Source organism: Pseudomonas sp. TMB3-21 (assembly GCF_054898145.1).
The window spans coordinates 3,785,917-3,812,111 of sequence record NZ_CM142718.1; the positions used below are offsets into that span (position 1 = coordinate 3,785,917).

General features: G+C 59.4%; 23 protein-coding genes and 1 pseudogene. 11 read left to right on the top strand and 13 right to left on the bottom strand.

The genetic code is table 11. The features are described from left to right. Positions 1 to 2: 2 nt before the first annotated feature. The 6 genes from ACYZTS_RS17360 to ACYZTS_RS17385 all read right to left on the bottom strand — a co-directional run bounded on the left by ACYZTS_RS17360 (position 3) and on the right by ACYZTS_RS17385 (position 7,194). Positions 3 to 1,472, bottom strand: coding sequence for an ATPase domain-containing protein (locus ACYZTS_RS17360; RefSeq protein ID WP_028623201.1), 1,470 nt, complete (start codon positions 1,470 to 1,472; stop codon positions 3 to 5). Then, entirely contained in the window at positions 1,469 to 1,900 is a 432-nt protein-coding gene (locus ACYZTS_RS17365) for a hypothetical protein (RefSeq protein WP_461990769.1), read from the bottom strand. Before ACYZTS_RS17365 ends, ACYZTS_RS17360 begins: the two co-directional genes overlap by 4 nt. A 135-nt stretch (positions 1,901 to 2,035) precedes the next feature. Continuing rightward, a complete protein-coding gene (gene gudD, locus ACYZTS_RS17370; protein WP_461990771.1) occupies positions 2,036 to 3,388 on the bottom strand; it encodes a glucarate dehydratase in 1,353 nt (450 codons plus the stop codon). Positions 3,389 to 3,430: 42 nt separating this feature from the next. Continuing rightward, positions 3,431 to 4,798, bottom strand: a complete 1,368-nt coding sequence (locus tag ACYZTS_RS17375) for an MFS transporter (protein WP_461990772.1) — start codon at positions 4,796 to 4,798, stop codon at positions 3,431 to 3,433. 371 nt (positions 4,799 to 5,169) lie between these two features. After that, a complete protein-coding gene (locus ACYZTS_RS17380; protein ID WP_461990774.1) occupies positions 5,170 to 6,231 on the bottom strand; it encodes an SDR family oxidoreductase in 1,062 nt (353 codons plus the stop codon). 78 nt (positions 6,232 to 6,309) lie between these two features. After that, entirely contained in the window at positions 6,310 to 7,194 is an 885-nt protein-coding gene (locus tag ACYZTS_RS17385) for an NAD(P)/FAD-dependent oxidoreductase (RefSeq protein ID WP_461990775.1), read from the bottom strand. Positions 7,195 to 7,336: 142 nt separating this feature from the next. On the opposite strand from ACYZTS_RS17385, the gene ACYZTS_RS17390 reads away from it, so the two are divergent. After that, on the top strand, positions 7,337 to 7,777 hold the full coding sequence (locus tag ACYZTS_RS17390) for an Rrf2 family transcriptional regulator (protein ID WP_461990777.1): 441 nt from the start codon (positions 7,337 to 7,339) through the stop codon (positions 7,775 to 7,777). A gap of 153 nt (positions 7,778 to 7,930) precedes the next feature. Then, positions 7,931 to 8,371 (top strand): tryptophan-rich sensory protein TspO, encoded by a 441-nt coding sequence (tspO, locus tag ACYZTS_RS17395; protein WP_028623208.1) that lies wholly within the window; start codon positions 7,931 to 7,933, stop codon positions 8,369 to 8,371. Between the two features lie 17 nt (positions 8,372 to 8,388). Here tspO and ACYZTS_RS17400 read toward each other — a convergent pair whose 3' ends face one another. The 4 genes from ACYZTS_RS17400 to ACYZTS_RS17415 all read right to left on the bottom strand — a co-directional run bounded on the left by ACYZTS_RS17400 (position 8,389) and on the right by ACYZTS_RS17415 (position 12,573). Beyond that, positions 8,389 to 8,784 (bottom strand): DUF1850 domain-containing protein, encoded by a 396-nt coding sequence (locus ACYZTS_RS17400; RefSeq protein ID WP_461990779.1) that lies wholly within the window; start codon positions 8,782 to 8,784, stop codon positions 8,389 to 8,391. Then, positions 8,781 to 10,808, bottom strand: a complete 2,028-nt coding sequence (locus ACYZTS_RS17405) for a TRAP transporter permease (protein ID WP_461990780.1) — start codon at positions 10,806 to 10,808, stop codon at positions 8,781 to 8,783. Before ACYZTS_RS17405 ends, ACYZTS_RS17400 begins: the two co-directional genes overlap by 4 nt. An 88-nt stretch (positions 10,809 to 10,896) precedes the next feature. Then, on the bottom strand, positions 10,897 to 11,850 hold the full coding sequence (locus tag ACYZTS_RS17410; protein ID WP_461990782.1) for a TAXI family TRAP transporter solute-binding subunit: 954 nt from the start codon (positions 11,848 to 11,850) through the stop codon (positions 10,897 to 10,899). Positions 11,851 to 11,955: 105 nt separating this feature from the next. Beyond that, on the bottom strand, positions 11,956 to 12,573 hold the full coding sequence (locus tag ACYZTS_RS17415) for a TetR/AcrR family transcriptional regulator (protein ID WP_461990784.1): 618 nt from the start codon (positions 12,571 to 12,573) through the stop codon (positions 11,956 to 11,958). Between the two features lie 157 nt (positions 12,574 to 12,730). Here ACYZTS_RS17415 and ACYZTS_RS17420 point away from each other — a divergent pair, with 157 nt between their 5' ends. From ACYZTS_RS17420 to ACYZTS_RS17445, 6 genes and pseudogenes are all read left to right on the top strand, one after another. Beyond that, positions 12,731 to 13,858, top strand: a complete 1,128-nt coding sequence (locus ACYZTS_RS17420; RefSeq protein WP_461990786.1) for an ATP-NAD kinase family protein — start codon at positions 12,731 to 12,733, stop codon at positions 13,856 to 13,858. Between the two features lie 37 nt (positions 13,859 to 13,895). After that, positions 13,896 to 15,299 carry an aminomethyl-transferring glycine dehydrogenase subunit GcvPA gene (gene gcvPA / locus ACYZTS_RS17425; RefSeq protein WP_461990788.1) on the top strand — a complete coding sequence of 468 codons (1,404 nt, stop codon included), beginning with the start codon at positions 13,896 to 13,898 and terminating at the stop codon, positions 15,297 to 15,299. Continuing rightward, entirely contained in the window at positions 15,296 to 16,846 is a 1,551-nt protein-coding gene (gene gcvPB, locus ACYZTS_RS17430) for an aminomethyl-transferring glycine dehydrogenase subunit GcvPB (protein ID WP_461990790.1), read from the top strand. Before gcvPA ends, gcvPB begins: the two co-directional genes overlap by 4 nt. A 96-nt stretch (positions 16,847 to 16,942) precedes the next feature. Beyond that, entirely contained in the window at positions 16,943 to 18,565 is a 1,623-nt protein-coding gene (locus ACYZTS_RS17435; RefSeq protein ID WP_461990792.1) for an acyl-CoA synthetase, read from the top strand. Between the two features lie 131 nt (positions 18,566 to 18,696). Further along, positions 18,697 to 19,824 (top strand): saccharopine dehydrogenase NADP-binding domain-containing protein, encoded by a 1,128-nt coding sequence (locus tag ACYZTS_RS17440; protein ID WP_461990794.1) that lies wholly within the window; start codon positions 18,697 to 18,699, stop codon positions 19,822 to 19,824. A gap of 22 nt (positions 19,825 to 19,846) precedes the next feature. Continuing rightward, a pseudogene (locus ACYZTS_RS17445) lies at positions 19,847 to 19,927 on the top strand (DUF2269 domain-containing protein); the annotation flags it as partial. A gap of 23 nt (positions 19,928 to 19,950) precedes the next feature. On the opposite strand, the gene ACYZTS_RS17450 reads toward ACYZTS_RS17445, so the two are convergent. The 3 genes from ACYZTS_RS17450 to soxR form a co-directional block, all read right to left on the bottom strand. Then, entirely contained in the window at positions 19,951 to 20,403 is a 453-nt protein-coding gene (locus ACYZTS_RS17450; RefSeq protein WP_461990796.1) for a thiol-disulfide oxidoreductase DCC family protein, read from the bottom strand. 78 nt (positions 20,404 to 20,481) lie between these two features. Then, positions 20,482 to 20,907: a RidA family protein gene (locus ACYZTS_RS17455; RefSeq protein WP_033050705.1), complete on the bottom strand. Its 426-nt coding sequence runs from the start codon at positions 20,905 to 20,907 to the stop codon at positions 20,482 to 20,484. 87 nt (positions 20,908 to 20,994) lie between these two features. Beyond that, entirely contained in the window at positions 20,995 to 21,444 is a 450-nt protein-coding gene (gene soxR / locus ACYZTS_RS17460; RefSeq protein ID WP_461990798.1) for a redox-sensitive transcriptional activator SoxR, read from the bottom strand. A gap of 167 nt (positions 21,445 to 21,611) precedes the next feature. Between soxR and ACYZTS_RS17465 the strand changes: the two genes are divergently transcribed. The 3 genes from ACYZTS_RS17465 to ACYZTS_RS17475 all read left to right on the top strand — a co-directional run bounded on the left by ACYZTS_RS17465 (position 21,612) and on the right by ACYZTS_RS17475 (position 26,029). After that, a complete protein-coding gene (locus tag ACYZTS_RS17465; RefSeq protein WP_028623221.1) occupies positions 21,612 to 21,848 on the top strand; it encodes a hypothetical protein in 237 nt (78 codons plus the stop codon). A gap of 98 nt (positions 21,849 to 21,946) precedes the next feature. Further along, positions 21,947 to 22,873 carry a Gfo/Idh/MocA family protein gene (locus ACYZTS_RS17470; protein ID WP_461990800.1) on the top strand — a complete coding sequence of 309 codons (927 nt, stop codon included), beginning with the start codon at positions 21,947 to 21,949 and terminating at the stop codon, positions 22,871 to 22,873. Positions 22,874 to 23,131: 258 nt separating this feature from the next. Continuing rightward, complete coding sequence (locus ACYZTS_RS17475) at positions 23,132 to 26,029, top strand: sensor domain-containing phosphodiesterase (protein ID WP_461990802.1); 2,898 nt, start codon at positions 23,132 to 23,134, stop codon at positions 26,027 to 26,029. Positions 26,030 to 26,195: the final 166 nt, after the last annotated feature.

Here is a 26,195-nt window from a genome sequence, read left to right on the forward strand (position 1 = left end):
CCTCAGGGTTTGTCGTGCACCAATCGTTGTCTGGTAGGTCGACCACCGAGCAGGCCTTCTTGTTCAGGAAGTCTGTCGCCAATTTGCAATCCGTTGCTATCAATGTTGTAAACCCGCAACTCATCGGAATGCGCACTGGCGCGCACCTTGACCACCGCCATGATGCGAAGCAGTCGGCTTTCCACCTCGATATAGCGCTGTACGATGATGGCATCGGTCAGGAAGGCGGTGCCATAAGGACTGAATCGCAAATCGTTATAGCGATCTTCCAGCTCCGAGGTCATCAGCACGGTGGCCCCGGCGCTGGTCAACGTGCTCACCATCCACGCCAATGATTGACGGAAGTCTTCCTGGAAAGTGGGCGCAAGTGCCAGTTCGAACCCGGAGAGCGAGTCAATGACGACTCGTGTGGCGTTCAGTCGCTTGATCTCTTTCAACAGCATATGGACGATTTCAGCGATCGACAGGTCTGGCGCATGGCTGTCTATCAGCGCTACATGGCCATCTGCAATCAATTTTTTGAAGGTGGCATTCCGCAAGTGATCGGGACGCTGCTCAAAAACGGCGACAACACCCGTCTCGCCGTTTTTTGCACCTTCTTCGAGGAAGGAAGCAGCCAGTATGCTTTTGCCCGAACCGGAAGGCCCTGCAACCAGCAGCGAATAACCCCGCGGCAGCCCGCCACCGAGCATTTCATCGAGGCGGGGCACACCCATCTTCAACCGCGCGGAGGACTCCGTCGTATGCAGTTCAACGGCGTTCTGACCCGGCATGACGGCCGGCGAGAACACCTTGATCCCTGAGGTTTCAATCCGAAACGTATGCAGACCGGGCACCGTAGGCTGGCCGCGCATCTTCATGATTTCCATTTTGCGCACCATCGAGTTGCGATAGACACTCTGCCTCAGCCAGATCAAGCCGTCAGCCACGGTGAAGATCGGGTTGGTATCGGTTTCGGTGAAGTATTCGCCGATCAGGAACGTCGTTGCCTGCCACGTGGTCATCAGCATGCCCAGTTGCTGCACGAACTGAGGCAAGTTGTTGTTCGGGTTGGTCTGGGTCTGGCTGGCCAGGACCACAGAACGGAATGAATCGACAAACACCAGGGACGGCGAATGGGCTTCCACTTCGCTGACGATGCGCCGCAACACTTCGTCCAGATTGCCGGCGAGGGTATCGTCGACCAGATTGATGTAACGAATCGATTTGTTGATCGCTTCATCATCAAAAAAGTCGAACTGCTGCTGATATCGCAGCATTTTCAATGGCGGTTCACCCAGTACGGTGAAGAACAATGCTGGGCGCTCAGGGGTCGCCAGGGAAAACATCATCTGATGCGCCAGGGTGGTTTTGCCACAGCCCGGTGGCCCAGCGATGAGATTGAAGGAAAACTCAGGTAATCCGCCACCCAATACGTCGTCCAGCCCAGGGACGCCGGTGGCCAGGCGGTTGATTGTCACTTTCGTGGTCATGACGAAATATCCTGCGCAGGGGTGTCGCTTGAAGAAGTGTGCAACACACTACGGAGCAATTTGGCCGTCAGTGACGGCCCTATCAAAGTGGTTAGCAATTGGTACAGAGAGGTAAGAAGGTTCTCCCCCAGGTAAAGCGCATTGCCTGCGCTTTGCTTCAGGAGAACTATTTTGAGTTCCGCCAGGGTCATGGCCGGCAGAAGGGAATCATACATACCAGCCAGACGCGGATTTTTACTGCAGACGATAAAGCTGCGACGAAAAAGAGCCACAACCCCTCGCTCGCCAATAATCGGCGCAAGGGCTGCGTTCATGTCTTGCAGCGTAGCAACGACGGCGTTAGCAATCTTTGCGATGTCAGAGGTGTCACCTATCCGCTGCGTAAGGGCAGCGGCTATCTGACGACCCTCTTCGCTTTCCGTAGGCATGGGGGAAGGACTTCTGATGGTGTCCCGCAATGGTACACCGTCAGCGAACTTTCTGAGGGGTATTGCTTGAAGGGGCGCCGGCCGAGCATCTCCAGCGCACCTTGGTCAGCTTTAAGTCATAGGCCCGGCGAGAAATCAGCGCACCAGACAAGGCTGCTTGTTGTTGAAGCTCCAGCCTGGAATCAAGAACTGCATCGCTACACTGTCATCGCGAGCGCCGAGTCCCATGCCTTTGTACAACTCGTGTGCCTTCGCCACGGCGTCCATGTCGATGTCTACGCCCAGACCGTGTTTGGTTGGCACTTTGACGTAACCCCCTTCGATTTTCAGCGGTTCCTTGGTCAGGTGCTGGCCGTCCTGCCAGATCCAGTGCGTGTCGATCGCGGTGATTTCGCCCGGTGCAGCGGCCGCCACTTGAGTGAACATGGCCAGGGAAATATCGAAGTGGTTGTTGGAGTGAGAGCCCCAGGTCAGGCCCCATTCATGACACATCTGAGCCACCCGGACTGAGCCCTGCATGGTCCAGAAGTGCGGATCGGCAAGCGGGATGTCGACCGATTGCAGCTGGATCGCGTGGCCCATTTCGCGCCAGTCGGTAGCGATCATGTTGGTCGCGGTTTTCAGGCCGGTGGCGCGACGGAATTCGGCCATGACTTCACGACCCGAATAACCATTTTCCGCGCCACACGGATCTTCGGCGTAGGCGAGCACGTGATGCTGGTCGCGGCACAAACGGATGGCTTCTTTGAGCGACCAGGCACCATTCGGGTCGAGCGTAATGCGCGCATCGGGAAAGCGTTTGGCCAGTGCGGTGACGGCTTCGATTTCTGCATCGCCGCTCAGCACGCCGCCTTTGAGCTTGAAATCGTTGAAGCCGTATTTGGCTTTTGCGGCTTCGGCCAGGCGCACCACGGCTTCAGCGGTCATGGCTTTCTCGTGACGCAAGCGGAACCAGTCGTTATCTGCATCCGACTCGTTGCGGTAAGCCAGATCCGTGACGTTGCGATCACCGATGTAAAACAGATAACCGAGCATTTTTACTGCATCACGTTGCTGCCCTTCACCCAGCAACGCAGCGACCGGAACCTCAAGGAATTGACCCAGCAGATCGAGCAGGGCGGCCTCCATTGCGGTAACCGCATGAATGGTGATTCGAAGGTCGAATGTCTGCAGGCCGCGACCGGCCGAGTCACGCGATGCAAAGGTGGTGCGCATCTGGTTGAGGATGCGCTGGTACTGACCGATCGGCTGGCCAATTACCAAACCGCGAGCGTCTTCAAGGGTTTCGCGAATCCGCTCGCCACCCGGCACTTCACCCACGCCGGTATTGCCGGCGCTGTCTTTGAGAATGACGATATTGCGGGTAAAGAACGGCCCGTGGGCGCCGCTCAGGTTCAGCAACATGCTGTCGTGACCGGCGACGGGGACGACTTGAAAACTGGTGATAACCGGTGACTTGGTGGTGTTGGCAGCGTGTTCAGCGTTCATGGCAAATTCCTGCAAATGAGTTCGTTCAGCGATCAATAAAAGTCAGTGAGATTTGCTGACGGTCACTGTGGGGGCTGCGGCGATCGGCGGGGACAGCAAGGACGATGATTTAGGCGAGGTCCTGGCGAAAAAAACCAGGATCGCGGCCAGTATCGACGTGCCGGCCAGGCCGTATAGACCGCCCTGAATCGAGCCGGTGGTCTGCTCGAGAAAACCGAAAGTCGTCGGCGCGACGAAGCCGCCGAGGTTGCCGACCGAGTTGATCAAGGCGATCACGGCCGCAGCAATCCGTGCATCCAGGTAGCCCTGAGGAATCGGCCAGAACAGCGACGATGCCGATTTGAAACCGATCGCGGCGAAGCAGATGGCGACGAAGGCAAAAATTGGCCCGCCGGTGGTCGAGAGGAACATCCCCGCAGCGGCGATCAATAAGGCAGTGGCAACCCAGGCCTGTTGGAATTTGAACTTGCCGGACAACGCCGCGAAGCTGTACATCGCAATGATGGAAATCAGCCACGGAATCGAGTTGAAAAAGCCGACCTGGATGTCGCTCAGGTCGCCCATTTTCTTGATGATGCTCGGCAGCCAGAACGTCGCGGCATAGATCGTCAACTGGATGCAGAAGTACAGCGCGCAGAACAGCACGATCTGCCGATCTCTGAGCAACTTGCCGATCGTGGGTTTGACCGTGGTCAGCGCTTCACGGTCGCGCTGTTCCTGGTCGATGGCGTCTACCAGCGCATCCTGCTCTTCGCGGCTCAGCCACTTGGCGTCATGAGGTTTGGAGTCGAGCCAGAACCACACGAAGAAGCCCAGAAACACCGAGGCCAGACCTTCGATGGCGAACATCCACTGCCAGCCCTTGAAGCCGAAGCCGTCGATCTGCAGCAGAACACCCGACAGCGGGCCGGAAATCAGCGATGCAATGGCCGAGCCGCTGAGGAAAATCGCGATGGCTTTACCGCGTTCTACGCCTGGCAACCAGCGGGTGAAATAGTAGATCACGCCAGGGAAGAAGCCGGCTTCAGCAATGCCGAGCAGGAAGCGCAGGATGTAGAAATGGGTTTCGTTCTGGATGAACGCCATCATCGTGGCGACGATGCCCCAGGTGAACATGATGCGGGTCAGCCAGATTCGAGCGCCGACTTTTTGCAGCAGCATGTTGGACGGTACTTCGAAGAGGGCGTAGCCGATGAAGAACAGGCCTGCGCCCAGCCCGTACGCGGCTGCACCGATACCGAGGTCATGTTCCATGTGCGTGCGCACGAAACCGATATTGACCCGGTCGATGTAGTTGAGGATGAACATGATGACGAAAAGCGGGAGTACGTGTCTCTTCACTTTACGGACGGCGTGAGCCAGGACTGAATCTTCTGCCGGAGCGACAGACGCATTGCTTGAATTGGTCACAATTCAAAACTCCCACTGATTATTTTTATGCGGGTTTATGGTGTCAGTCATCATACAAGTAGATTTTTTACCCTGCAACGGCGGTAGGCCGTGTTTCTTTGCATAAGGGGCTGGGGTATGTGGCGGTAATGGTTATTTATGCCAGTGTTTATTGAGTGTAATACAGGAGGGGCTTGCCAGAGGGGTTTGCTGTGAGGGTTTTTCAGTTGGCGGAAACGATAACTCGTCGTAGCTGTTTGATGTGTTGTCATACAAGAAGTGGTGCTAATCGATCAATCTGGATAGTGCAACCCGCAGTGCAGGTTTGCACCGCAGGAGCTGTCCGGATCGAGGTCATGGCGGGTGACTCAGATCGCCATTTTGTTGAACGATCAGGGAATCAGGCGAGACTCGCGCAATTTCTCGAACACGTCGAAAAACGCTTGATCGCTCGCTTGATAGGCAGTGAAGCCCATGGCCCTGCTTTTCGACATGTCGGTGACCACCTCGATCGGGCGACCCAGATCTGCGTCGGTGTGCCATGGTGAAGTCAGTCGGCTGATATCCGATTCTTTCAGCCCATGTTCAGCAACGATCTGCTGCCAGTCAGCTTGGTCATCCGCCATCTGTATCTCCAGTGGCGAGACGGTTGCGGGGAAATCGGCGGGCTGCACCCCGAAGTAATCGGCGATTCGGCCCCACATCCATTTCCAGCGGAACACATCACCATTGGTGACGTTGAAGGCCTGGTTGGCCGCTTCGGGTGTGGTGGCGGCCCATAGTTGTTGCGCCGCCAGTTGCCGGGCATCGGTCATGTCGGTGAGGCTCTCCCATTGCACACGGGAGCCAGGAAACACAAACGGACGGCCGGTGTGTTTGCAGACGCTGGCGTAGACGGCGAGGGTGGTTGCCATGTTCATCGCGTTGCCCACGGCGACACCCGTGACGGTATGAGGCCGGTGCACGCTCCAGGTGAAGCCGTCCTTTTCGGCGGCGGCGAACACTTCGTCTTCCTGGACGTAATAGAAATTTTCGATGTCCAGACGACCCTGTTCTTCGCGGAACGGAGTTTGCGGCAGGCTGCCTTTGCCATACGCTTCGAAGGGCCCCAGGTAGTGCTTCAAGCCGGTTACCAGCGCTACATGCTGAACACTTTGCGCCGGGCGAACCGCGTCGAGGACGTTGCGCACCATAGCGCCGTTGACGCGGATGTTGTCCGCTTCCGTGGCTTGCCGCGACCACGTGGTGATGAACACATGGGTCGGTTTCAAATCCGCCAGCGCTTGCTTCAACGACGACGGATCCTGCAGGTCCGCAGCCACTGGAATCACTCCCGGTGCCGGGGCGGGGTTACGGGAAAGCGCTGCAACCTGCCATTTATTGTCGATGAGTAACTGGGTGATGGCGCTGCCAACGATGCCGCTGGCGCCCACGATCAATGCTGTCTGGGTCATAAGGTTCTCCGGTGAATAGTTTTCTGAGCCCGCGTGCGTGGCGGAGGTTCAACCGGATCGGTTCCAGCAGCCCTTCAATCAGCGAAAAATCAACGATTGATGAGCCGCGCCGCCGGTGCGCGCTCCGTCACCGACTGCTATGGCGATATTTCCCGCCGCCACAGCCGCATCACCGCAGGCAAACACGCCCGTCACACTGGTTTCACGCATCGCGTCGACCTTGATGAAATCGCCCATTGGGCCAGGTTCGAACTCACAGCCCAGTTGTTCGGCCAGTGGCGCCGCCATGTGGCAACGCGGCAGTACGAACACCCCCGCCAGTGGCAAGATTCTGCCGCTGCTCAACGTCACGTCGGCGTGCCCGCTCAGGGATTTCACCGAGTCGCGCTCCAGGGCCACGCCGCGTCGTTGCAGGCTGGCCAACTGCTCGGCGTCCGGCTCGAACGCTTCATTAAGCAGCAGCGTAGTCGGCCCCCAGTCGGGCAGCATCAGGGCGTGGTGCATGGACAGCGGACCGGTCGCGAGAACACCGATTGGATCTTGATTCAACTCGTACCCGTGACAATACGGGCAGTGGAATACCGATTGGCCCCAGCGCTCCGCCAAACCAGGAGTGGCCGGTAATTCGTCGGTCACGCCCGTCGCCAGGATCAGCCGTCGACCGGCGAACGACTGGCCATCGGCGAGGATGATCTCAAATTCATTGCCACGCTTGACCGCCCGCACCGCCAACTCGAGAATCCATTCAACGTTGGGATACGCCAGTAACTGCGTGCGCGCATCGCTGGCGATCAAGGCCGGGTCTCGCCCGTCCTGTCCAAGGAAACCGTGGGAATGGTGGGCGAAGCGATTGCGTCGCTGTCCGCCGTCGATCACCAGCACTTTGCGACGTGCGCGCGCCACCTGCAGGCCTGCGGAAATTCCGGCATAACTGCCGCCAACGATGATGATGTCGTAGACCATGATGACCACTCCGTGCTCTTCAAGAGCGCTCGATAAATTCTCGACACACCGTAAGTTACGTGAAAGCAGGCTGTCAATGGTCTCGTAACTTTCGATGTAGCGATTCATACTCGGCGCATCTATTTGCCCGGATTCGTCGTCTATGAGAACCGACACTCGCCTGTCACGGATGCTTCACGTGCTGATTCACATCGCACGTCACGATCAGCCCGCCACTTCCGACACCATTGCGCAGATGCTCGGCACCAACCCGGTGGTGGTGCGCCGGACCATGGCGTTGCTCAAGGAGGAGGGCTATGTTCGTTCGGAGAAGGGCCATCGCGGCGGCTGGACCCTGGCCAAACCGTTGACGCAAATAACCTTGCTGGATATTCACCAGGCGCTGGGTTCGTCTTCGCTGTTCGCCATTGGCCTGTCCACTGACCACCCCGAATGTCTGGTGGAACAAGCGGTGAATGCGGCGCTCACCGACGCATTCGATGCCGCTCAGGCGCTGCTGATCGCGCGTTTGGGCAGCGTTACGCTGGAGCAGTTGGCGCAGGATTTTGAAGCGCGTTTCAACGGTGTGGAAAAGCGGGTCTGACCGGGTGGTGCCCGCAAGCTGTGCCCTGTGTATCCACGATCGACCGAGAAAACTTTTTTGGCGGGCGACTTTTTGCTTCGCCTGACGTCCAACCCTGAGACTGCCAACATGGCTTACCAACCTCAGACAGCTGGCCTCAGCTAAGGACGGACGATGACCTTTTTCATTTTTCTTATAGCCTGCGGTGCCGCGGCGAGCACCGGCATCCTGTTCAAACCCGGCCAATGGTACAACGAGCTGAAGAAGCCCGGCTTCACGCCACCCAACTGGCTGTTTCCGGTGGCCTGGACGATCATTTATCTGCTGCTAGCCTGGGTCGGCTATCGCTTGACGCTGTTACCCGGCAGCCAGTTGCTGTTGGCATTATGGGCGGCGCAGATCGCCCTAAACACGCTTTGGACACCAGTGTTTTTCGGCGCGCACCAGATCTTTGCCGCCCTGATGATCCTCGTGCTTCTGTGGCTGGTGGTAGCGTATATGGTGGTGATGGCGTTGCGTTTTGATCTGGTGACCGGGCTGATCCTGTTTCCTTACCTTGCCTGGCTATCGGTGGCTGCAGCGCTTAATTTTTCCATCCTGCGCAACAATCGCTGAGTCGTCTGTCGCTCTGTTCAGTGCAGAGCGGCAATCTCGCAGCCCCACAGCTGTACGGACGGCTGGCCACTGTCCGGAGCGCCAATCCATTTGCTGAACGGGTGACAGCTGCCGTCGAAACACAGCTGGTAATCGCCCGCTTCCGGTGTCCTGCCTAGGTGCAACGATGGCAACGGCGGCAACGCCCGACGGTAGTGCCAGCTACCGTCGACCAAGCGTGCCTCTGCAGGGATTTCCATGCCCGCGCCATTTCCCCGCACCCGCGCTTCACCCAGCACCAGCCCTTGTGCGGTGACGCGGTAGTCTTCCTCCCAGCGGATCTTTTCGACGGTGTGATCCCACGCCAGGGTGAAATTGACGATGGGAAGCTGAGCCCAAACCACTCCCGCCAGGCCCAGGCACACACCGATCATGCCTGTGCCAGCCGGGTGTGTCGCGAGCGCCACAGGTGCTGGGCGATGATCAGCGCGCCGAGCGCGAAACCGATCTCGTCGGTGAGCGGCAGTGCGACCACCAGCAAGGCGCCCGCAGCGAAGCTTGCCAAGCGTTCCCACATCGGCATCTTCTGTTGCAGAAAACCGGTGGACGCCATGCCCCACAAGCCGACTGCCAAGACAGTCTTGATCAGCATGTAGGCAGTCATCCAAAGGCTGTCGCCTTGCATCATCAGCGCCGGGTTGTAGACAGCCATGAACGGGATGACGAACCCGGCCAGGGCAATCCGCACCGCCCACAGGCTGATCTTGAAACCTGACTCCCTGGCGATGGGCGCGGCGGCAAAGCAGGCCAGCGCTACCGGCGGCGTCAGGTCGGCAAGGATGCCGAAATAAAACACGAACATGTGCGAAACGATCAGCGGCACGCCCAGTTCCAGCAGTGCAGGCGCAGCAATGGAGCTGGTGATGATGTAGTTTGGAATGGTCGGAATGCCCATGCCCAGCACCAGGCAGGTGATCATCGTCAGGATCAGTGACAGCAGCAGGTTGTCCCGCCCGATCGCCAATATGTAACCGGCGAACGTCGACGCCACGCCGGTCAGTGACACCACGCCGATGATGGTCCCGACCAGCACGCAGGCGATCCCCACAGGCACCGCGTGACGTGCGCCGTCAACCAGCGCGAACAGGCAGATTTCCAGCGTCTCGCGACCGCCCTTGATGAACCAGCAGACCACCACCAACGCGGCGATGACCGCGAAGATCACCCCGATACCGAGCTGGAAGAAACCCACGCAGAGCACGCCTAGCGCCACCCAGAAGGCGCAGCGCAAGGCGAAGCTGGAGACTCTCAGAATGATCGCCGAACCGAGGATCACGATGGCCGTCAGCGCCAGCCCGACCATGCCCGAAAACAGTGGTGTGCGACCGGAAAACAGCAGATAGACCAAGACCAGCAGCGGGATCAGCAGGTACCAGTTTTCCTTGATCGCCCCCAGTGCACTCGGGCATTGATCTTTCGGCAGGCCCTTGAGGTTGGAGCGTTTGGCTTCCAGGTGGACCATCCAGAAGACCGAGCCGAAGTAGAGCATCGCGGGGATCAATGCCGCTTTGGCTACCTCGACGTACGGCACGTTGATGGTCTCGGCCATGATGAACGCCACCGCGCCCATGACCGGCGGCATGATCTGGCTGCCCATGCTCGACGTCGCTTCGACGCCACCGGCAAATGCGGCGCGATAGCCGAAGCGCTTCATCAATGGAATGGTGAACTGCCCGGTGGTGACGACGTTGGCAATCCCCGACCCGGTGATGGTGCCCATCAAGGCCGATGAAACCACCGCGACCTTCGCCGGGCCACCGAGCTTGTGGCCGAATATGCCCATGGCGAAATCGGTGAACAGTTTGATCATCCCGGCTTGCTCGAGAAATGAACCGAACAGGATGAACAGAAAAATATAAGTGGCCGACACGTACGTCGGCGTGCCGTACAAACCCTCGGTGCCAAATGACAGCTGATTGATGATCTGATCGAAGCCGTAACCCCGATGAGCCAACTCGCCCGGCAAGAATTCACCGAGTAAACCGTAGGCGAGGAACAGCCCGCAAATGATCGGCAACGCGATGCCCATCACCCGGCGTGCTGCTTCGAACACCAGAATGATCAAGACCAGCCCCACGACGATGTCGCTGGGCGTCAGGTCGCCTGAGCGCTGGATCAGGTCCGCCTCGAACACCCATTGATAAATCGCGGTGCTGATAGCGGCCAGACTCAGCAGCCAGGCCAGCGGTTGCCACGGCCGACTTCTGCCGTAGGCGGGGTAGCTCAAAAACACCACCCACAGCAGGAAGCCCACGTGCACGGCGCGCAACACCTGGCTGGACACCGGCGAAAACGCAGCGGTCACGATCTGAAAGACTGAAAACGCCAGCGCCACGTAAAACAGGGTTTTTGGCCAGTCCCGCGGGTTCGCCGGAATACCGTGCTGATCTTCACTCATTAACTGCCTGCCTCATGATCACAATGCAAAGAAGGGTGATGCGCGGGCGCAGGGGCAGGGGCAGGGTATGCCGCTGCGCCACGCGCCATCACAGCGCAGCTTTTTCCTTGTAGTACCGTTCGGCGCCAGGATGCAGCGGGATTGGCAGGTTTTTGCTCGCGGACTCCAGCTTGATGTCTTTCGCTGCCGAATGAGCGTTACCCAGCCGCGTGAGGTTATCGAACATCAGTTTGGTCATTTCATACGCCACGTCATCCGGCACATCGGCGCGGGTCACCAGGATATTGGTGATCGCCACCGTCGGCACCGCCTCGGGCTGGCCGTCGTAGGTATTCGGGGGGATCATCGCGCTTTGGTACGCCGGGTTGCCGATTTTGCTGACGACGTCGGCTGGTACGGCAACGTAGTTCAGCGGCATGACCGAGGACAGATCACGAATGGCCGCCATGCCCAGACCGGACGACTGCAGAGTCGCGTCCAGCTGGCGGTTCTTGATCAGCTCGACGGACTCGGCGAACGGCAGGTATTGCACCTTGCCCATGTCTTCATAGGTCAGGCCTGCCGCTTTGAAAATGGCCCGCGCATTGAGCTCGGTGCCGGACTTCGGCGCGCCGACCGAGATCGTCTTGCCCTTGAGGTCCGCCAGCGTCTTGATCCCTGACTCCTGACTGGCCACGATCTGGATGTAGTTGGGGTACGCGCCGCCGATGGCGCGAAGTTTGGTCAGCGGCGCCTTAAACCCGGCGTCTTCCACCCCGTTTTTTGCATCTGCCACCGAGTCGGCCAACGCCAGCGCCAACTCACCGCGACCGGCTTGCAACAGGTTGAGGTTCTCTACCGAGGCCTTGGTGGCCTGCACTGACGTCTTGACCCCGGGAATGCCGTCGCCGTAGATCTGCGACAGGCCGACACCAATCGGGTAATAAACCCCACTGGTGCCGCCGGTGAGTATGTTGATAAACACCGGGGCGGCGTGTGCGGCGGTCGTCACGGCCAATGCGGCAGCAGCGGCCAGAAGGGTGAGGCGGTTGATCACTCGCATGGGAAAGGCTCCGTCTTTTATTGGCTTTGTGCAGAGTCATTCCACTGTAGTTGATGCAGGCGTAATACGCGTCGGTGCTGGGCTATGTTCGTGAGACACGAAGTTTCAACTTTTCTTCACCCCGCCTTTCTTCCCGCTGTCCAGCAGCAACCCCGAAGCCAGTGTCACGAAGCTCTCCACTGCCTTGCGCGACGCGGACTGGGGGTCGTCGGCATTGGCAATCCATAACGAAGCACCGAGCAACGAGCCCATGATCAGACGCGACATCGCCTCTGCATCCACTGCGTGCACCGTGCCTTCGTCGATCAGTTTCTGGAGGCTGCGCTGAGTGCTTTGCATGCACGCGTTCTGGCTCGACCAGCCGGCTGGGTCGCCCAGTACCGCGGGCCCGTCAAGCAGCACGATGCGCTGGAATTCCGGTTCGAGCGCCATTTCGATATAGGCGATGGACTCGTCGATAAAACCTTCCCACGTCGAGCTGGCCTCATTGATGATCACACTCAGGCGTTCAATCATTTCCCCGTCAATCTGCGCGATCACCGCTTCCAGCAAGCCTTTCTTGCCACCGAAGTGGTGGTAGAGGGCACCCCGCGTCAGACCCGCTTCAGCCGTCAGTTCGTCCATCGAACTGTCTGCATATCCCTTCGCCGCAAAGGCCTCTCGCGCAGCCCTTATCAGCTTGCCGCGAGTTTCCAAAATCATGTCCGCGCGCTTCTGTGCCATCAGAACGTCATCCTCAAAAATTAGTGTCATACGCGACGTATGCCAGTTGACATACGCGATGCATGTCCTAATATAGCCGACATACGCGGCGTATGCAATTTGCCGCCACAGGCGTGATTCGGTCCGCCGAGCCGCATTCAGCAGAGGAATTCAGCACATGCACACGCGCATAACCATCGGGCTTATCGTCAACCCCATCGCCGGTATGGGCGGGCGGGTCGGCTTGAAAGGCACCGATGGTGCCGGTGTTCTGGAAGAGGCAAAAAGACGCGGTGCGCGGCCGCTTTCCAGCGAGCGTGCGTTGCAGGCGCTGAAACGACTGGCTGCTTCAAGCACGCCATTCCACCTTGTTACCGGCTCCGGCGAACTGGGCGAGGACGTGGCGCGCGCCGCCGGCCTTGAGCCGATCGTGGTGTACCGCACACGCAGCGGCTGCAGCCTGCCGGAAGACACGCGCAATGCCGCCCGCGCCATGCTGCGCGCCTCGGTCGATCTGCTGTTGTTTGCCGGTGGCGATGGCACGGCGCGCGATGTGCTCGGCATGGTCAACGACCGCGTGCCGATCCTCGGCATTCCCACCGGCGTGAAAATGTACTCGGCGGTGTTTGGCACGACCCCGGAGAACGCCGGGCATCTGGCCTCGCGATTCATCGCCGGTGCCGGTTCGCTGCGCTCGCGCGAAGCCGAAGTGATGGACATCGACGAGGCGGCGATCCGCAACGATCAGGTGTCGACGCGGCTGTACGGCTACGCCCGCAGCCCCTATGAACGTCACCTGGTGCAAAACGCCAAGGCCGGTTCCGGGCCTGGCGAAAACGCCACGCTCGATGCTGCGAGCCGGCAGATCGTCCGCGAGATGCGCACAGGCTGCCTGTACATCGTCGGGCCTGGCACCACGACGCGGCGGGTCATGTCAGCCCTCGGTCTTCCTTCCACGCTGCTGGGCGTGGACGCGGTGCTGAACGGCGTACGCGTCGGCGCTGACCTCAACGAGCACGAAATCCTGCAACTGATGGCGGGGCGTGAGGCGCGGATCATCGTCGGCGTGCTCGGTGGCCATGGCAGCCTCTTCGGCCGCGGCAATCAGCAGATCAGCGCCGAGATCATCCGCCGCACAGGCGCGGACAACATCATCGTGATCACCACCGTCGAAAAGCTTCTTTCCCTGGAAGCCGGGTGTTTGCGCGTCGACACCGGCGATGCCGAAGTCGACGCCATGCTCGCCGGCTACAGGCGCGTGCACACCGGACCTGACCGGTCGGTTTTCTTCAAGGTTACATCCTGATCAGCCGTCCCACCTGAACTCAAACGAGGTTAACCCCATGAGTCTTCATGTCGCCCATCCCTACATGGCGAATTCCGTTCCCGCAATCCAACAGGAAATGCTCGACTCGATCGGTGTGGACAGCATCGAGCAGTTGTTCCAGCAGATTCCTGCCGAGCATCGTCTCAAGCGACCAATCAATTTGCCGCCGGCGCTCAACGAGAGTCAGCTTCGTCGGCACCTGTTGAGCATCCTGTCGAAGAACAAGACCACCGAGCAATACCTCAACTTTCTCGGCGCCGGCAGTTGGCAACACCATGTGCCCGCCGCCTGCGACGAAGTGGTGCGGCGCAATGAATGGCTGACGTCGGTGTTCGGCGAGCCGAGTTCCGACCACGGGCGCAATCAGGCCTGGTTTGAATTCTGCAGCCAGCTCGGCGAGTTGCTCAACATGGACCTGGTCGGCCTGCCGGTGCGCAGTTGGGGTTGCGCCGCCGGGCATGCGATCCGCATGGCCACGCGCATCAATGGCCGCAACGAGGTCGCCGTGGTGCGCGCCATCGATCCGGAGCGGCTCTCGGTCATTCGCAATTACTGCGAACCCGTCGAGATGCCCAGCCACATCACCGTACGGCTCGTCGATTACGATCCGGCCACCGGCGTGATCGATCTGAATCATCTGCGCGCGACCGTCGGCGCGAACACCGCAGCGGTCTATTTCGAAACGCCGTCGTACCTCGGTGTCATCGAACATCAGGGCGCGGAAATTGCCGCTATTGCGCACGCTGCGGGCGCCGAAGTAATTGTCGGGGTCGACCCGATTTCCCTCGGCGTGCTCGCGGCACCCATCGATTTCGGCGCGGATATTGTGGTCGGCACTACGCAGCCACTGGGTGTGCACATGAACTGCGGGGGCGGCGTCAGTGGTTTCATCGCCTCCCGGGATGAAGAGCGCTACGCCCATCAATACCCGACGCTGTTCATCAGCATCGCGCCCACCACCAAGCCGGGTGAATACGGATTTGGCCTGAGCCTGTTCGAACAATCGTCCTATGGCTTGCGCGACAAGGGCAACGACTGGACCGGCCACTCGGTGTACATGTGGGCCATCGCCAATGCGGTGTACATGGCGATGATGGGGCCACAAGGTTTCGAAGATGTCGGCGGCGTGATCCTGCAACGGGCGCATTACGCGGCAAAACTGCTCGGGCAGATTCCCGGCGTGCGGGTGACCTTCCCGTCGGGTTTCTTCAAGGAATTCGTAGTGAATTTCGATGCCACCGGGCACTCCGTGGCAGACATCAACAAGCGCCTGCTCGACCTCGGGATCTTCGGCGGCAAAAACCTAACCCGGGACTTCCCGGAGCTTGGCGCCAGCGCACTTTACTGCGTCACCGAGGTTCACACCCAGGCCGATCTTGAGCGTCTGGCCGACGCACTCAAAGAGGTAATCGCACAATGAGCACCACACTCAGGGAATACCATGCTCCGGTCTGGAGCGAGCCGGTCATCATGGAAATGGGCTATCCGGGCCGTCGCGGGCTGATTTTTTCCGATGTTGAGGAAGACGTGCAAACGGCCGTCGGCAGCGTAGACGGACTGGTGCCGGTATCGATGCGTCGCGACAAAAAACCGGCCTTGCCGGAAATGTCCGAACCCGAGGTGCTCTATCACTACCTGCGTCTGTCGCAACAGACATTGGGCATGATGGGCATCAGCCTGTTCGGGACCTGCACGATGAAGTACAACGCGCAGATAAACGAAGCGATGGCCTGGCGTCCCGAGATAACTGAAGTCCATCCCTATCAGGACGAGTCTACCCTGCAGGGCGCGCTTGAAATCGTCCATAGCATGGACACGATTCTTCGCGAATTGTCCGGCATGGATCAGTTTATTTTCCAGGCCGGCGGCGGTGCGGATGCGGCGTATACCAGCTGTGCGGTAACCCGCGCTTACCATGCTTCGCGCGGTGAACTGGAACAGCGCAACGAAATCATCACGACCATCCAGACTCACCCAAGCAGCGCAGCAACGGCAGCGGCGGCCGGCTTCAAGGTCATCACGCTGATGATTGAAGAAAACGGCTATCCATCGCTCGAGTCACTGAAGGCGGCCGTGTCCAGTCGCACCGCGGCGTTGATGGTGAATAACCCCGACGACATGGGCGTCTACAACCCCGAGATTCGCGAATGGGTGCGGCTGGTGCACGAGGCGGGCGGTTTGTGCTTCTACGATCACGCCAACTTCAATGGCGCGATGACCAAAATCCGCGCCCGTGAACTCGGCTTTGACGCCTGCATGTTCATGCTGCACAAAACCTTCGGCGCGCCGAAAAGTGGCGTGGGCGGGCCGGCTGTCGGGGCTTATGGCTGCTCCGCCGAGCTGGCGCCTTTTCTGCCGGCACCGGTGGTGGCGTTTGATGGTGAGCGCTACAGCCTTGATCATGACCGTCCGCAAAGCTGCGGCAAGATCCGCGAGTTCTGGGGCAACGTGCCGGTGATCCTTAAAGCCTACGCATGGTCCCGCGCGATGGGCGCAGAGGGCATGGCTGAAGCCTCGGACATCTCGGTGCTGGCCAACAACTACATGGAAAAAGGCCTGCTGGCCATTCGTGGCGTGACCCGCTCACACCCGGATGCCACCAGCCCGCGCCTGGAAATGACCCGCTACAGCCTGCAGCAACTCAAGGAAGAAACCGGCGTGGATGTGCACGACGTGCAGAATCGCATGAGTGATTTCGGCATCGACCCGATGTGGAGCAGCCATCACCCGTGGCTGGTGGAAGAGCCCTTTACCCCGGAGCCGGGCGAGATGTATGGCAAGGAGGCGCTGGACACCTGGATCGCGGTACTGGCGCAGATTTCCGACGAGGCCTATTCCAATCCGGATATCGTCAAAACGTCGCCGCACAACCAGGCGATTCATCGCTTGAAAGGCGCCAACATGGACGATCCGCAACATTGGGCGATGACATGGCGGGCGTTCCAGCGTAAACGTCAGAACACTTGAACAAACACTAAGCGTGCCTGAACAGAGCTAACAATCAGCCACGGGATTTTGCCGGCGCAGAGCGCTTGGCCGGCAACCTCCCCACAGGAAAAACTCATGTCTATTTTCGAACAGCACCTGGCGCCGTTGCCGGTCAATCACATGGCGCTCTCGCCGCTGAGCTTCATTGAGCGCACGGCCTCGGTTTACGGCGATTATCCCGCCGTGATTCACGGCTCGCTGCGCCGCAACTGGCGGGACACCTACGAGCGTTGTCGGCGCCTTGCCAGCGCACTCAGCAGACGCGGCATCAAAAAAGGCGACACGGTGGCGGTGATGCTGCCGAACATTCCGGCGATGCTTGAAGCGCACTTTGCCGTGCCCATGATCGGCGCAGTGCTTAATACCCTCAATGTGCGTCTGGATGCGCAAGCGATTGCGTTCATGCTCGAACACGGCGAGGCCAAAGTGCTGTTCGCCGATCGCGAATTTCACAGCGTAGTTAGCGCGGCGCTGACGCTGCTGGAAAATCCGCCGTGGGTGATCGACGTGGACGATCCGGAGTACGGCGAAGGCAGCGTGCTCAGCGATCTGGACTATGAAGCGTTACTCGCCGAGGGCGATCCGCAATTCGCCTGGCAATGGCCCGATGACGAGTGGCAAGCCATCTCGCTCAATTACACCTCGGGCACCACCGGCAATCCGAAGGGCGTGATCTACCATCATCGCGGCGCCTACCTGAATGCGCTCGGCAACCAGATGACCTGGGCGATGGGCAATCACCCGGTGTATTTGTGGACGTTGCCGATGTTCCACTGCAACGGCTGGTGTTATCCGTGGACGGTTACAGCGCTTGCAGGTACCCACGTGTTTCTGCGCCGCGTCGAGCCGCTGCACATTCTCGCGTTGATTCGTGAACACCGGGTCAGCCACCTGTGCGGCGCGCCCATCGTCCTCAACGCGCTGGTGAATCTGCCGGATGGGGCCAAGGTGCCTATCGAGCATCCGGTCGATGCCATGGTGGCCGGTGCAGCACCGCCGGCGAAAGTGATTGGCGCGGTGGAGGAAATGGGCATCAAGGTCACTCATGTGTATGGGCTCACCGAGGTCTACGGGCCGGTGACGGTGTGCGCATGGCATGGCGAGTGGGATGAAAAACCGCTCGATGAGCGCGCCCGGATCAAGTCGCGTCAGGGTGTGCGTTATCCGACGCTGGAAGGTTTGATGGTGGCCGATCCGCAAACACTGCAACCGGTGGCGAGCGACGGGGTCACCATTGGCGAAATCTTCATGCGCGGCAACACGGTGATGAAGGGTTACCTGAAGAACCCGGAAGCGACCCGCGAGGTCTTCGCAGGGGGCTGGTTTCACACCGGCGACCTGGCGGTCCGTCACCCGGATGGCTACGTCGAAATCAAGGACCGACTCAAAGACATCATCATTTCCGGTGGCGAGAATATTTCCACCATCGAGGTCGAGGATGTTCTCTATCGCCATCCGGCTGTGCTGGAAGCGGCGGTGGTCGCCCGCCCGGACGAGAAATGGGGGGAAACGCCGTGTGCCTTCATCACCCTCAAGGTCGACAGCGCAGTCACTTGTGAGGCTGACATTATTCTGTTCTGTCGTGAGCATCTGGCCGGTTTCAAGTTGCCTAAAACCGTGGTGTTCCGCGAGTTGCCGAAAACCTCGACCGGCAAGATTCAGAAGTACCTGCTGCGCGATTGGGCCAAGGCGTTGTGAGAGATGATTCGCCAGAGCAGAGCCGGCGCGGTGCGCGGTGACCACGCTTGCCTGGCCCACCTTTATCAGAGAAGCTCGCCACCTGTTCAAGGACTGCGCATCGCGCGATCAAACAGTTAGGGAAGAATGGCATGGCTCTGAGGGTGATGGTGGTCGGCGGGTACGGTAATTTTGGCAGCATCGTTTGCAGGCATCTGGTGGAGATGCCAGATGTCGAGCTGGTGATTTCAGGCCGCGATGCGCGCAAGTTGCAAGTCAAACTCGACGAGCTGAAGAGCCGTTCGGGCAAGGCCTGCGAAGGATGGTGCGGCGATGCCATGGGCGCCGATTTCAAGGCGGTTCTGCTGTCGATGGACATTCATCTGGTCATTCATACCGGCGGCCCGTTCCAGGGGCAGACCTATGCCGTTGCCGAGCATTGCATCGATGCCGGTGTGAACTACTGCGACTTGTCTGACTGCAGAACCTTCGTCAGCGGTATTGGCGTTCTCGACGGCCGCGCTCGAGAGGTGGGTGTGGCGGTACTCAGCGGTTGCAGTTCGGTGCCATCGTTATCGGCCGCACTCATCGATCAGCAGTGGCATCGCTTTACGCGTATCGATTCGATCGAACATGGCATTACCTCATCAGCCAAGATGCCCGGCCTGTCCACCGTCGAAGGTGTGCTGGCCTATGCCGGCAAACCGATCAAGCAACTCAGGAACGGCCAGGTGCATGAAGTGTTGGGTTGGCAAGACCTGACCCTGCGCAAGATGGGGCACTTGGGCACGCGTTTGCTGGCCAAAGTCGATGTACCGGACATGGATATTTTCCCCAGCCGCTATGGCGCGCAAAACCTGGCCTTCAAGGCCGGGTTAGGGCTCAAGCTGGGCGGAGTGGCCAATTATTTGCTGGCGCAAGCGCTGAGGACGGGCATCGTCCGTGACCCTGCACCATGGGCGGCAAGACTGCATCGCTGGGGGCTCTGGTTCGAACGCTTTGGCGACGGTAAAAGTGCGCTGTATATCGATGTCAAAGGTCTTGGCGCCAACGGCCAGCCATTGTCAATGACCGTGCAGCTGACCGCGCTGAATGACAAAGGCCCGGAAATCCCGAGCTGTGCCGCCGTCGCTCTGGCGGCAAAAATCGCCGGGGGATACTCGCCCGAACCCGGCGCCCGGGCGTGCGTCGGTGAAATCTCGGTCGACGAGTACATGGCCGCGATCAATGAACCGGAAAACGTGAGCCTGGCCGTGCATTTTTCGGACGGGCAGGGCTGATCATGCTGTATCTGAAGGGTGCGGTTTCACCGGGATGTTTGTGATCGTGCTGATCATGGTGACGAAGATGACGCCGGGTCAGGTGCTGCAGTTGCTGCTGTAAGCGACTTCATGCGGGCAATGCGCTCACACCGGCGCCTTCAGAAAACGACGCTCATGATCGGGATCAGGCAGAAGGCAGGTGTCGTATTTTCCGAACATCCGATAACGATTCAGTGCGATGCGGTCGTAGCACCAGTCACGAAATGAGCGGGGAAAGTAGCGCAGAAGTTTCAACACAGCCCAGCCAGCAGGCAGTTGGTTGATGACTTCAAGAAAGGCATCCGAGCGCACCCAATAGTGCTGGTCGCGAATCACTGCCATGGTATCGAACTCATCCAGCGGCAGCCCGGCCCAGGCCAACAGTGCCTGCCCCTCGGGTGACTGCACTGTCGCCAACCGCACGCGCTGCTGGCGATCATGACGGATCAGGAATCGCGCCCAGCCATTGCACAGCTTGCACACGCCGTCGAACAAGACCACGGTCTCGCCTGGCTTGAGCATTGGTGCGCGGGAGGGGCGGGTGAGGGATGCGGGCATAAGCGTGGTTCCACCATGAATGGGTTCCCGGATCATACCCACTAACCGTACCAACGTCTGTTCAGGATCGCGTTACGGCTATGCAGCAGGCAGTGCGGCAATCGCCTCGACTTCCACCAGCATGCCGTCCAGCGCCAGCCGCGGGACCGCGATCAGCGTGCCGGTTGGCAGGTGCGATCCCCACGCCCGTTTTGCCTCAGCAGCCCATTCGGCGAGGCGTGATTCGGAGTGATCGACCACCAGTATGGTGAGTTTATAGACGTCATTGAGCGTGGCGCCGGCCGCTGCGAGGCCGATCTCGACGTTGGCGATCGTTTGCCGCACCTGCTCCGCAAAGCCTGGCGCCAGATAGCCTTCGCGGTCCTGCCCACCCTGACCGGCGAGGTGCACTATCCGCGCGTTAAGGGGGACTTGAGCGACGTGCGAATAGGCGTTGTCCGTGGGGTCGTAAAGGCCGGCAGGATTGGACAGGGTGAACGCGGGCGAAGATATTTCGGATGGCATGACGGACTCTCCAAGTGAATGAAGCCGAATCGTCAGACCTCAACGTATATTGAGGTCAAGCCCCTTTTGCCGGACATGTGCTTGCTGCTATTCGCGCTCCAGAATGCCAGCGCCCGGACCTTGCTCACCGAACTTGTCGGCCGGATTTCGCAGTGGACAGTCTTCCAGTGACAGACAACCGCAGCCGATGCAGCCATCCAGCTCATCGCGCAGACGCGTGAGCATGACGATGCGAGCGTTGAGGTTGTCTCGCCACTGCGTGGAGATATCGCGCCATTGCCCAGCCGAGAGCTTGCCGTCCGACGGGTAGGCATCCAGCGCCTGCTTGATCTCTTTCAGAGGAATGCCGGCGCGCTGCGCAACCTTGATCACAGCGACGTATCTCAACACATGCGCCGGGAACTGGCGCTGATTTCCGCTGGTGCGGACACTGGCGATCAGGCCTTTTTTTTCGTAGAAGTGCAGTGTTGAAACGGCTACCCCGGCTCGCCGCGCAACCTCGCCGACCGACAGCATTCTTAAGCTATTTACTGCCATGTTCCGCTCCAGCCTACATTTATCAAAATCGTGTCAGGCCGCTAGCCTACCAGCAGCGCACTGCAGTCCACGATATCGCGCATGAATGCCTGTGATTCCGGTTGAACTAAAAACTGACCATCAAGTCAGGATAAACAGCTGCACTCATCCCATTCGAGGAATCCGACATGCATGAATACACTGTGAAATATCTGTTCAATGGCGAGACCCGCGAGCATACCTTCGAGCTAAAAGACCCCGCGCTGCCTGTTCATGAGGCTGCAATGCACCTTCTGCAGTTACATTTTGGCGACAGCGAAAACAGCCTGATCATGCCCAACGCAGACGCGACGCCGGAAGAAATTCTGGAGCAGGCCGAGTTGGTCGGGGTGATGCAGATTGAGGTTGTCGATCAAGCGATTTGACGATGCGCATCCGAACACGCCACCAATGACTTCTTGTCCAGAGAAACGTAATCTCGCCTATTCGTTTCTCAAGACAAGAAAAACAACAGGAGTCATTGATGCAACCGATCCGTCTCGGTCTGGTGGGTTACGGCAAGATTGCCCAGGATCAACACGTTCCTGCGATCAACGCCAATCCCGCGTTTGAGCTGGTGTCTGTCGCGACGCAAGGGCAACCTTGCGCTGGCGTGGAAAACTTTCGTTCGCTGAGCGAGCTGCTTGAACGCGGTCCGCACGTTGATGCGATTGCCTTCTGCACGCCGCCGCAAGGACGATTTGCCTTGGTGCAGCAAGCGTTAGCCGCGGGCAAGCACGTGCTGGTTGAGAAACCGCCATGTGCCACGCTCGGTGAAGCGATGGCGTTGGTGGATCAGGTTGCGCAGCAGGGCGTCAGTGGTTTGTTTGCCTGGCATTCGCGCTATGCGCCGGGCATTGCGGCTGCCCGCGACTGGCTGGCCGGCCGCACGTTGCAAAGCGTTCAGATTGACTGGAAGGAGGACGTGCGCAAGTGGCACCCCGGCCAGACGTGGATCTGGCAGCCGGGTGGTCTGGGCGTTTTCGATCCGGGCATCAATGCCTTGTCGATTGTTACTCATCTATTGGCGTTGCCGCTGTTTGTCGGGTCGGCCGAGTTACGTGTTCCCGAGAATTGCCAGTCGCCGATTGCTGCATCGATCAAAATGTCGGATGCGCAGCATCTGGAGGTGCGGGCCGAGTTCGATTTCGACCACGGTCATGACGAACTCTGGAGCATTGAGATTCGCTGCAGCGAGGGTGTTTTGCGGCTGGACAACGGTGGCGCGCTGTTGAGTATTGATGGGGTTCCTCAGGTGGTGTCGGAGGAGGGGGAGTATGCGGCGGTGTATCGTCATTTTCAGCAGTTGATTGCCGATGGTGCGAGCGCTCTGGACCTGCAGCCTTTGCGGTTGGTCGCGGACAGCTTTTTTGTCGGGAGTCGGGTGTTGGTTGGGCCGTTTTTTGATTGATCGCAACCCTGTAGCAGCTGGCGAAGCCTGCGTCCTGCAGTTAATGATCGTTCCCTCGCGTGGGAACGCCTCCCGGGACGCTCCGCGTCGCTATCTGCGACGCCGTAAATGCCTAACACCCGCTAAACTTGCCGCACTTGCCGCTAAATCAAAGAAACCCATTGAAAAAAATTCTCATAAGCTTTAAACGAGATGTTCACTGGCACACTGCTGGCAATCATAAAAAAGTATCGCCAGTCTCTGGCTCCGGGAGCGCTGATGAGTGTTTGTCCATTGACGGACTCACTGCGGCAATCGAACGATTGCGATGTTGCTGCATCTTCATCGAAAGGGAATCTGGGCAGGGTCGGCATGGCTTACGCTGGCAATGAAGACACGGTTGAACACTTGCTGGATTCAGCGAGAAACTGGGCACACACCACCGCATGGGTGGTGTATCGCGCCGGTGAGCAAATGCATTTGATGGGGCAGGGCGATCCGCGCATGCAGTGGCCGTCCAGCATCGCCAATGAAGCGTTTGACGCCTTTTGCCAGTCCCGGTATTTGCACCGCTGGCCGACTGGCAGTGGCGAAACCGTGCTGGGCTGGCTGCTCGCGCCCCTCGACGATGCGGCGGAGCCGGCGCTCGCCGGTTTTGCCCAGCGCCTCGGCATTCAGGTGCAGACCAACACCCTGGCCCGCGCGCAAATCACCCAGCGCGTGCTTTATGAAATCACCTACCTGGCCAGTTCGACCCGCGACCGCTCAGTGTTTCTGGTCGGCGTACACCGGCTGCTGGCCAGTCTGATCGATGCCGAGAACTTCTACCTCGCGCTGTATGACCCGCACACCGGCAAAATCGACTATCCGTATTACGTCGACATCATCGACGTTGATGCGGTGGAGTCCGAGCACTATGAATACCTTGACCCTTCACACCTGTCGCTGACCGCGCAAGTGCTGACCACCGGCCAGCCTCTGCTGATCGACGCGGCAGGCATATGTGCAGCGCAGGACGAGGGGCGCTTTTTTTGCGTGGGTGACCGTCCCGAGTTCTGGATGGGCGCGCCGTTGAAGAACGCGTCGGACGACGTCTTCGGCATGTTGGCGATGCAGGTTTACGACGTTTCCCGCACCTACAGCGCCGAAGATCGCGCGTTGTTTCTGGTGGTAGCGCGCCACGTGGCCATGGCGCTGGACCGGATTCTGCACCGTGCCGACCTGGAAGCAACGGTGCTGCGCCGCACCCTCGAACTGTCCGCGCTCAACGATGCCTTGCGCCAGGAAGTCGCCGACCGCCAGCGCGCCGAACATTTGCAGAGCACACTGTTTCAGATCGCCGAACTGTCCAGCCAGCCCGGCGACATGACCGAGCTGTTTCAGACCTTGCATGGCATCGTCGCTGAGCTGCTGTTCGCGCAGAACTTCTATATTGCGCTGTTCGACGAAGCGACCGGTGAAGTGACCTTTCCTTATTACGTCGATGAGCGCCTGACTACTTGCCCGGTCGCGCGGCGTGGTCGTCGAGGCTTGACCGAGTACATCATCCGTCAGCGTCGCCCTTGCCTGATCGACGTCAACGAGGCCGAGCGGTTGTCCGCACTTGGCGAAATCCAACTGGCCGACGAGCACGTTCGATCCTATTCATGGCTGGGCATTCCGCTGTTCGAAGGCGATGCCGTGCGTGGCGTGCTGGCAGTGCAAAGCTACACCTCGCTGGTGCGCTACACGTTGCGCGACCAGGAGTTGCTGACCTTCGTATCGCGGCATATCGATACCGCGTTGTCACGGCGCACCGCCGCGGAAGCTATTCACGCTGCCAACCTTAAACTGGAAGCGCGAGTGCAGAGCCGCACCCGTGAGCTCGATCACGTCAATGCTCGGCTGCAGCACGAAAACTTCCACGACGCGCTCACCGGCTTGCCCAATCGCACTTATCTGCAACAACGCCTCGATTTGGCCTGGGCGCGGTTCGAAAGCGAAGGCGGGCACTTGGCGGTGATGTTCATCGACCTGGACCGCTTCAAGATGGTCAACGATAGCTTCGGCCACCATTTTGGTGACCTGCTGCTGCGGCAGGCAGCGCAGCGGTTGCGCAGTTGTCTGCGCGAAACGGACATGCTCGCGCGTCTGGGCGGCGACGAGTTTGCCGTGCTCGCCCCGGACGCGCCGCTGGAGGCAGTGATCGAGATTGCCGAGCGGATTCTGGTGGCCTTCGACCTGCCGTTCCTGATCAATGGCCACGAAGTGTTTTCGTCCTGCAGCATCGGCATCGTCGGTGCCGACAGCCAATTCCATGACGAGCCCGCCGACCTGCTGCGCGACGCCGATGCAGCCATGTATCGGGTCAAGAGTGCCGGGCGCGACAGTTACGCGGTGTTCAATCAAGAAGTGCGTCGCGAGGTGTCCGACCAGGTTGAGCAGGAGGGCGCGTTGCGAAATGCACTCAAGCGCACCGACGAACTCCTGCCCTATTTCCAGCCGATTGTCAGCGTAGACAGCGGTGAGTTGCTGGCCCTGGAAGCGCTGATTCGCTGGCATCAACCGGGTGGACGGGTGATTGCGCCGGGTGAGTTTTTGCCGGATGTCGAGGGGTTGCGGCTGATCGGTCGGCTGGATTTGTACATGCTCAACAGCATCGCGGAAATCCTCGCCCTGCCCGAACATGCCAACTGGCCGCCAGTGCACGTCAATTGCTCCAGTTACAGCATGACGCGCGCGGATTTTGCCAGTGATGTGCTGGCACTGCTGGCCCGGCATGATGTTGCGCCTTCGCGGATCTGCCTGGAGTTGACCGAAGGCGCACTGGTCGCCGAACCGGCGATGGCCCGACTGACCATGCAGCAATTGGCCGACAACGGCATGTCGGTGGTGCTGGATGATTTCGGCGCAGGTTTCTCGTCCCTCAGCTATGTGCACCAATACCGCTTCAGCGGCTTGAAGATCGACAAGTCATTCATCTTCGAACTGACCACCAGCGCCCGCAGCCGCGCGATAGTGCGGGCGATCGTGCGCATGGCCGAATCGCTGGACCTCAGCGTGGTGGCCGAGGGCGTCGAGGACGAAGCAACGCTGGTATTGCTGCGCGAAATGGGCGCCGGACAGGCTCAGGGTTATTACTTCGCCAAACCAATGGGGTTGCAGGCACTGTTGGCGACGTCGTTGCTTACTCGCTAAAGGCCACAGCAATTCTCCATATGGCTCTGCGGCGGTCACAGAAATCAGGCTCCCCGCAAAACCTGTAGGAGCCGAGCTTGCTCGCGATGGCGGTGGGTGTCGAAATATTCAGGAGTTGAAACCGGCGTCAGCTCCATGGACCATAGCTAGCCTGTGCTGTTGCCCT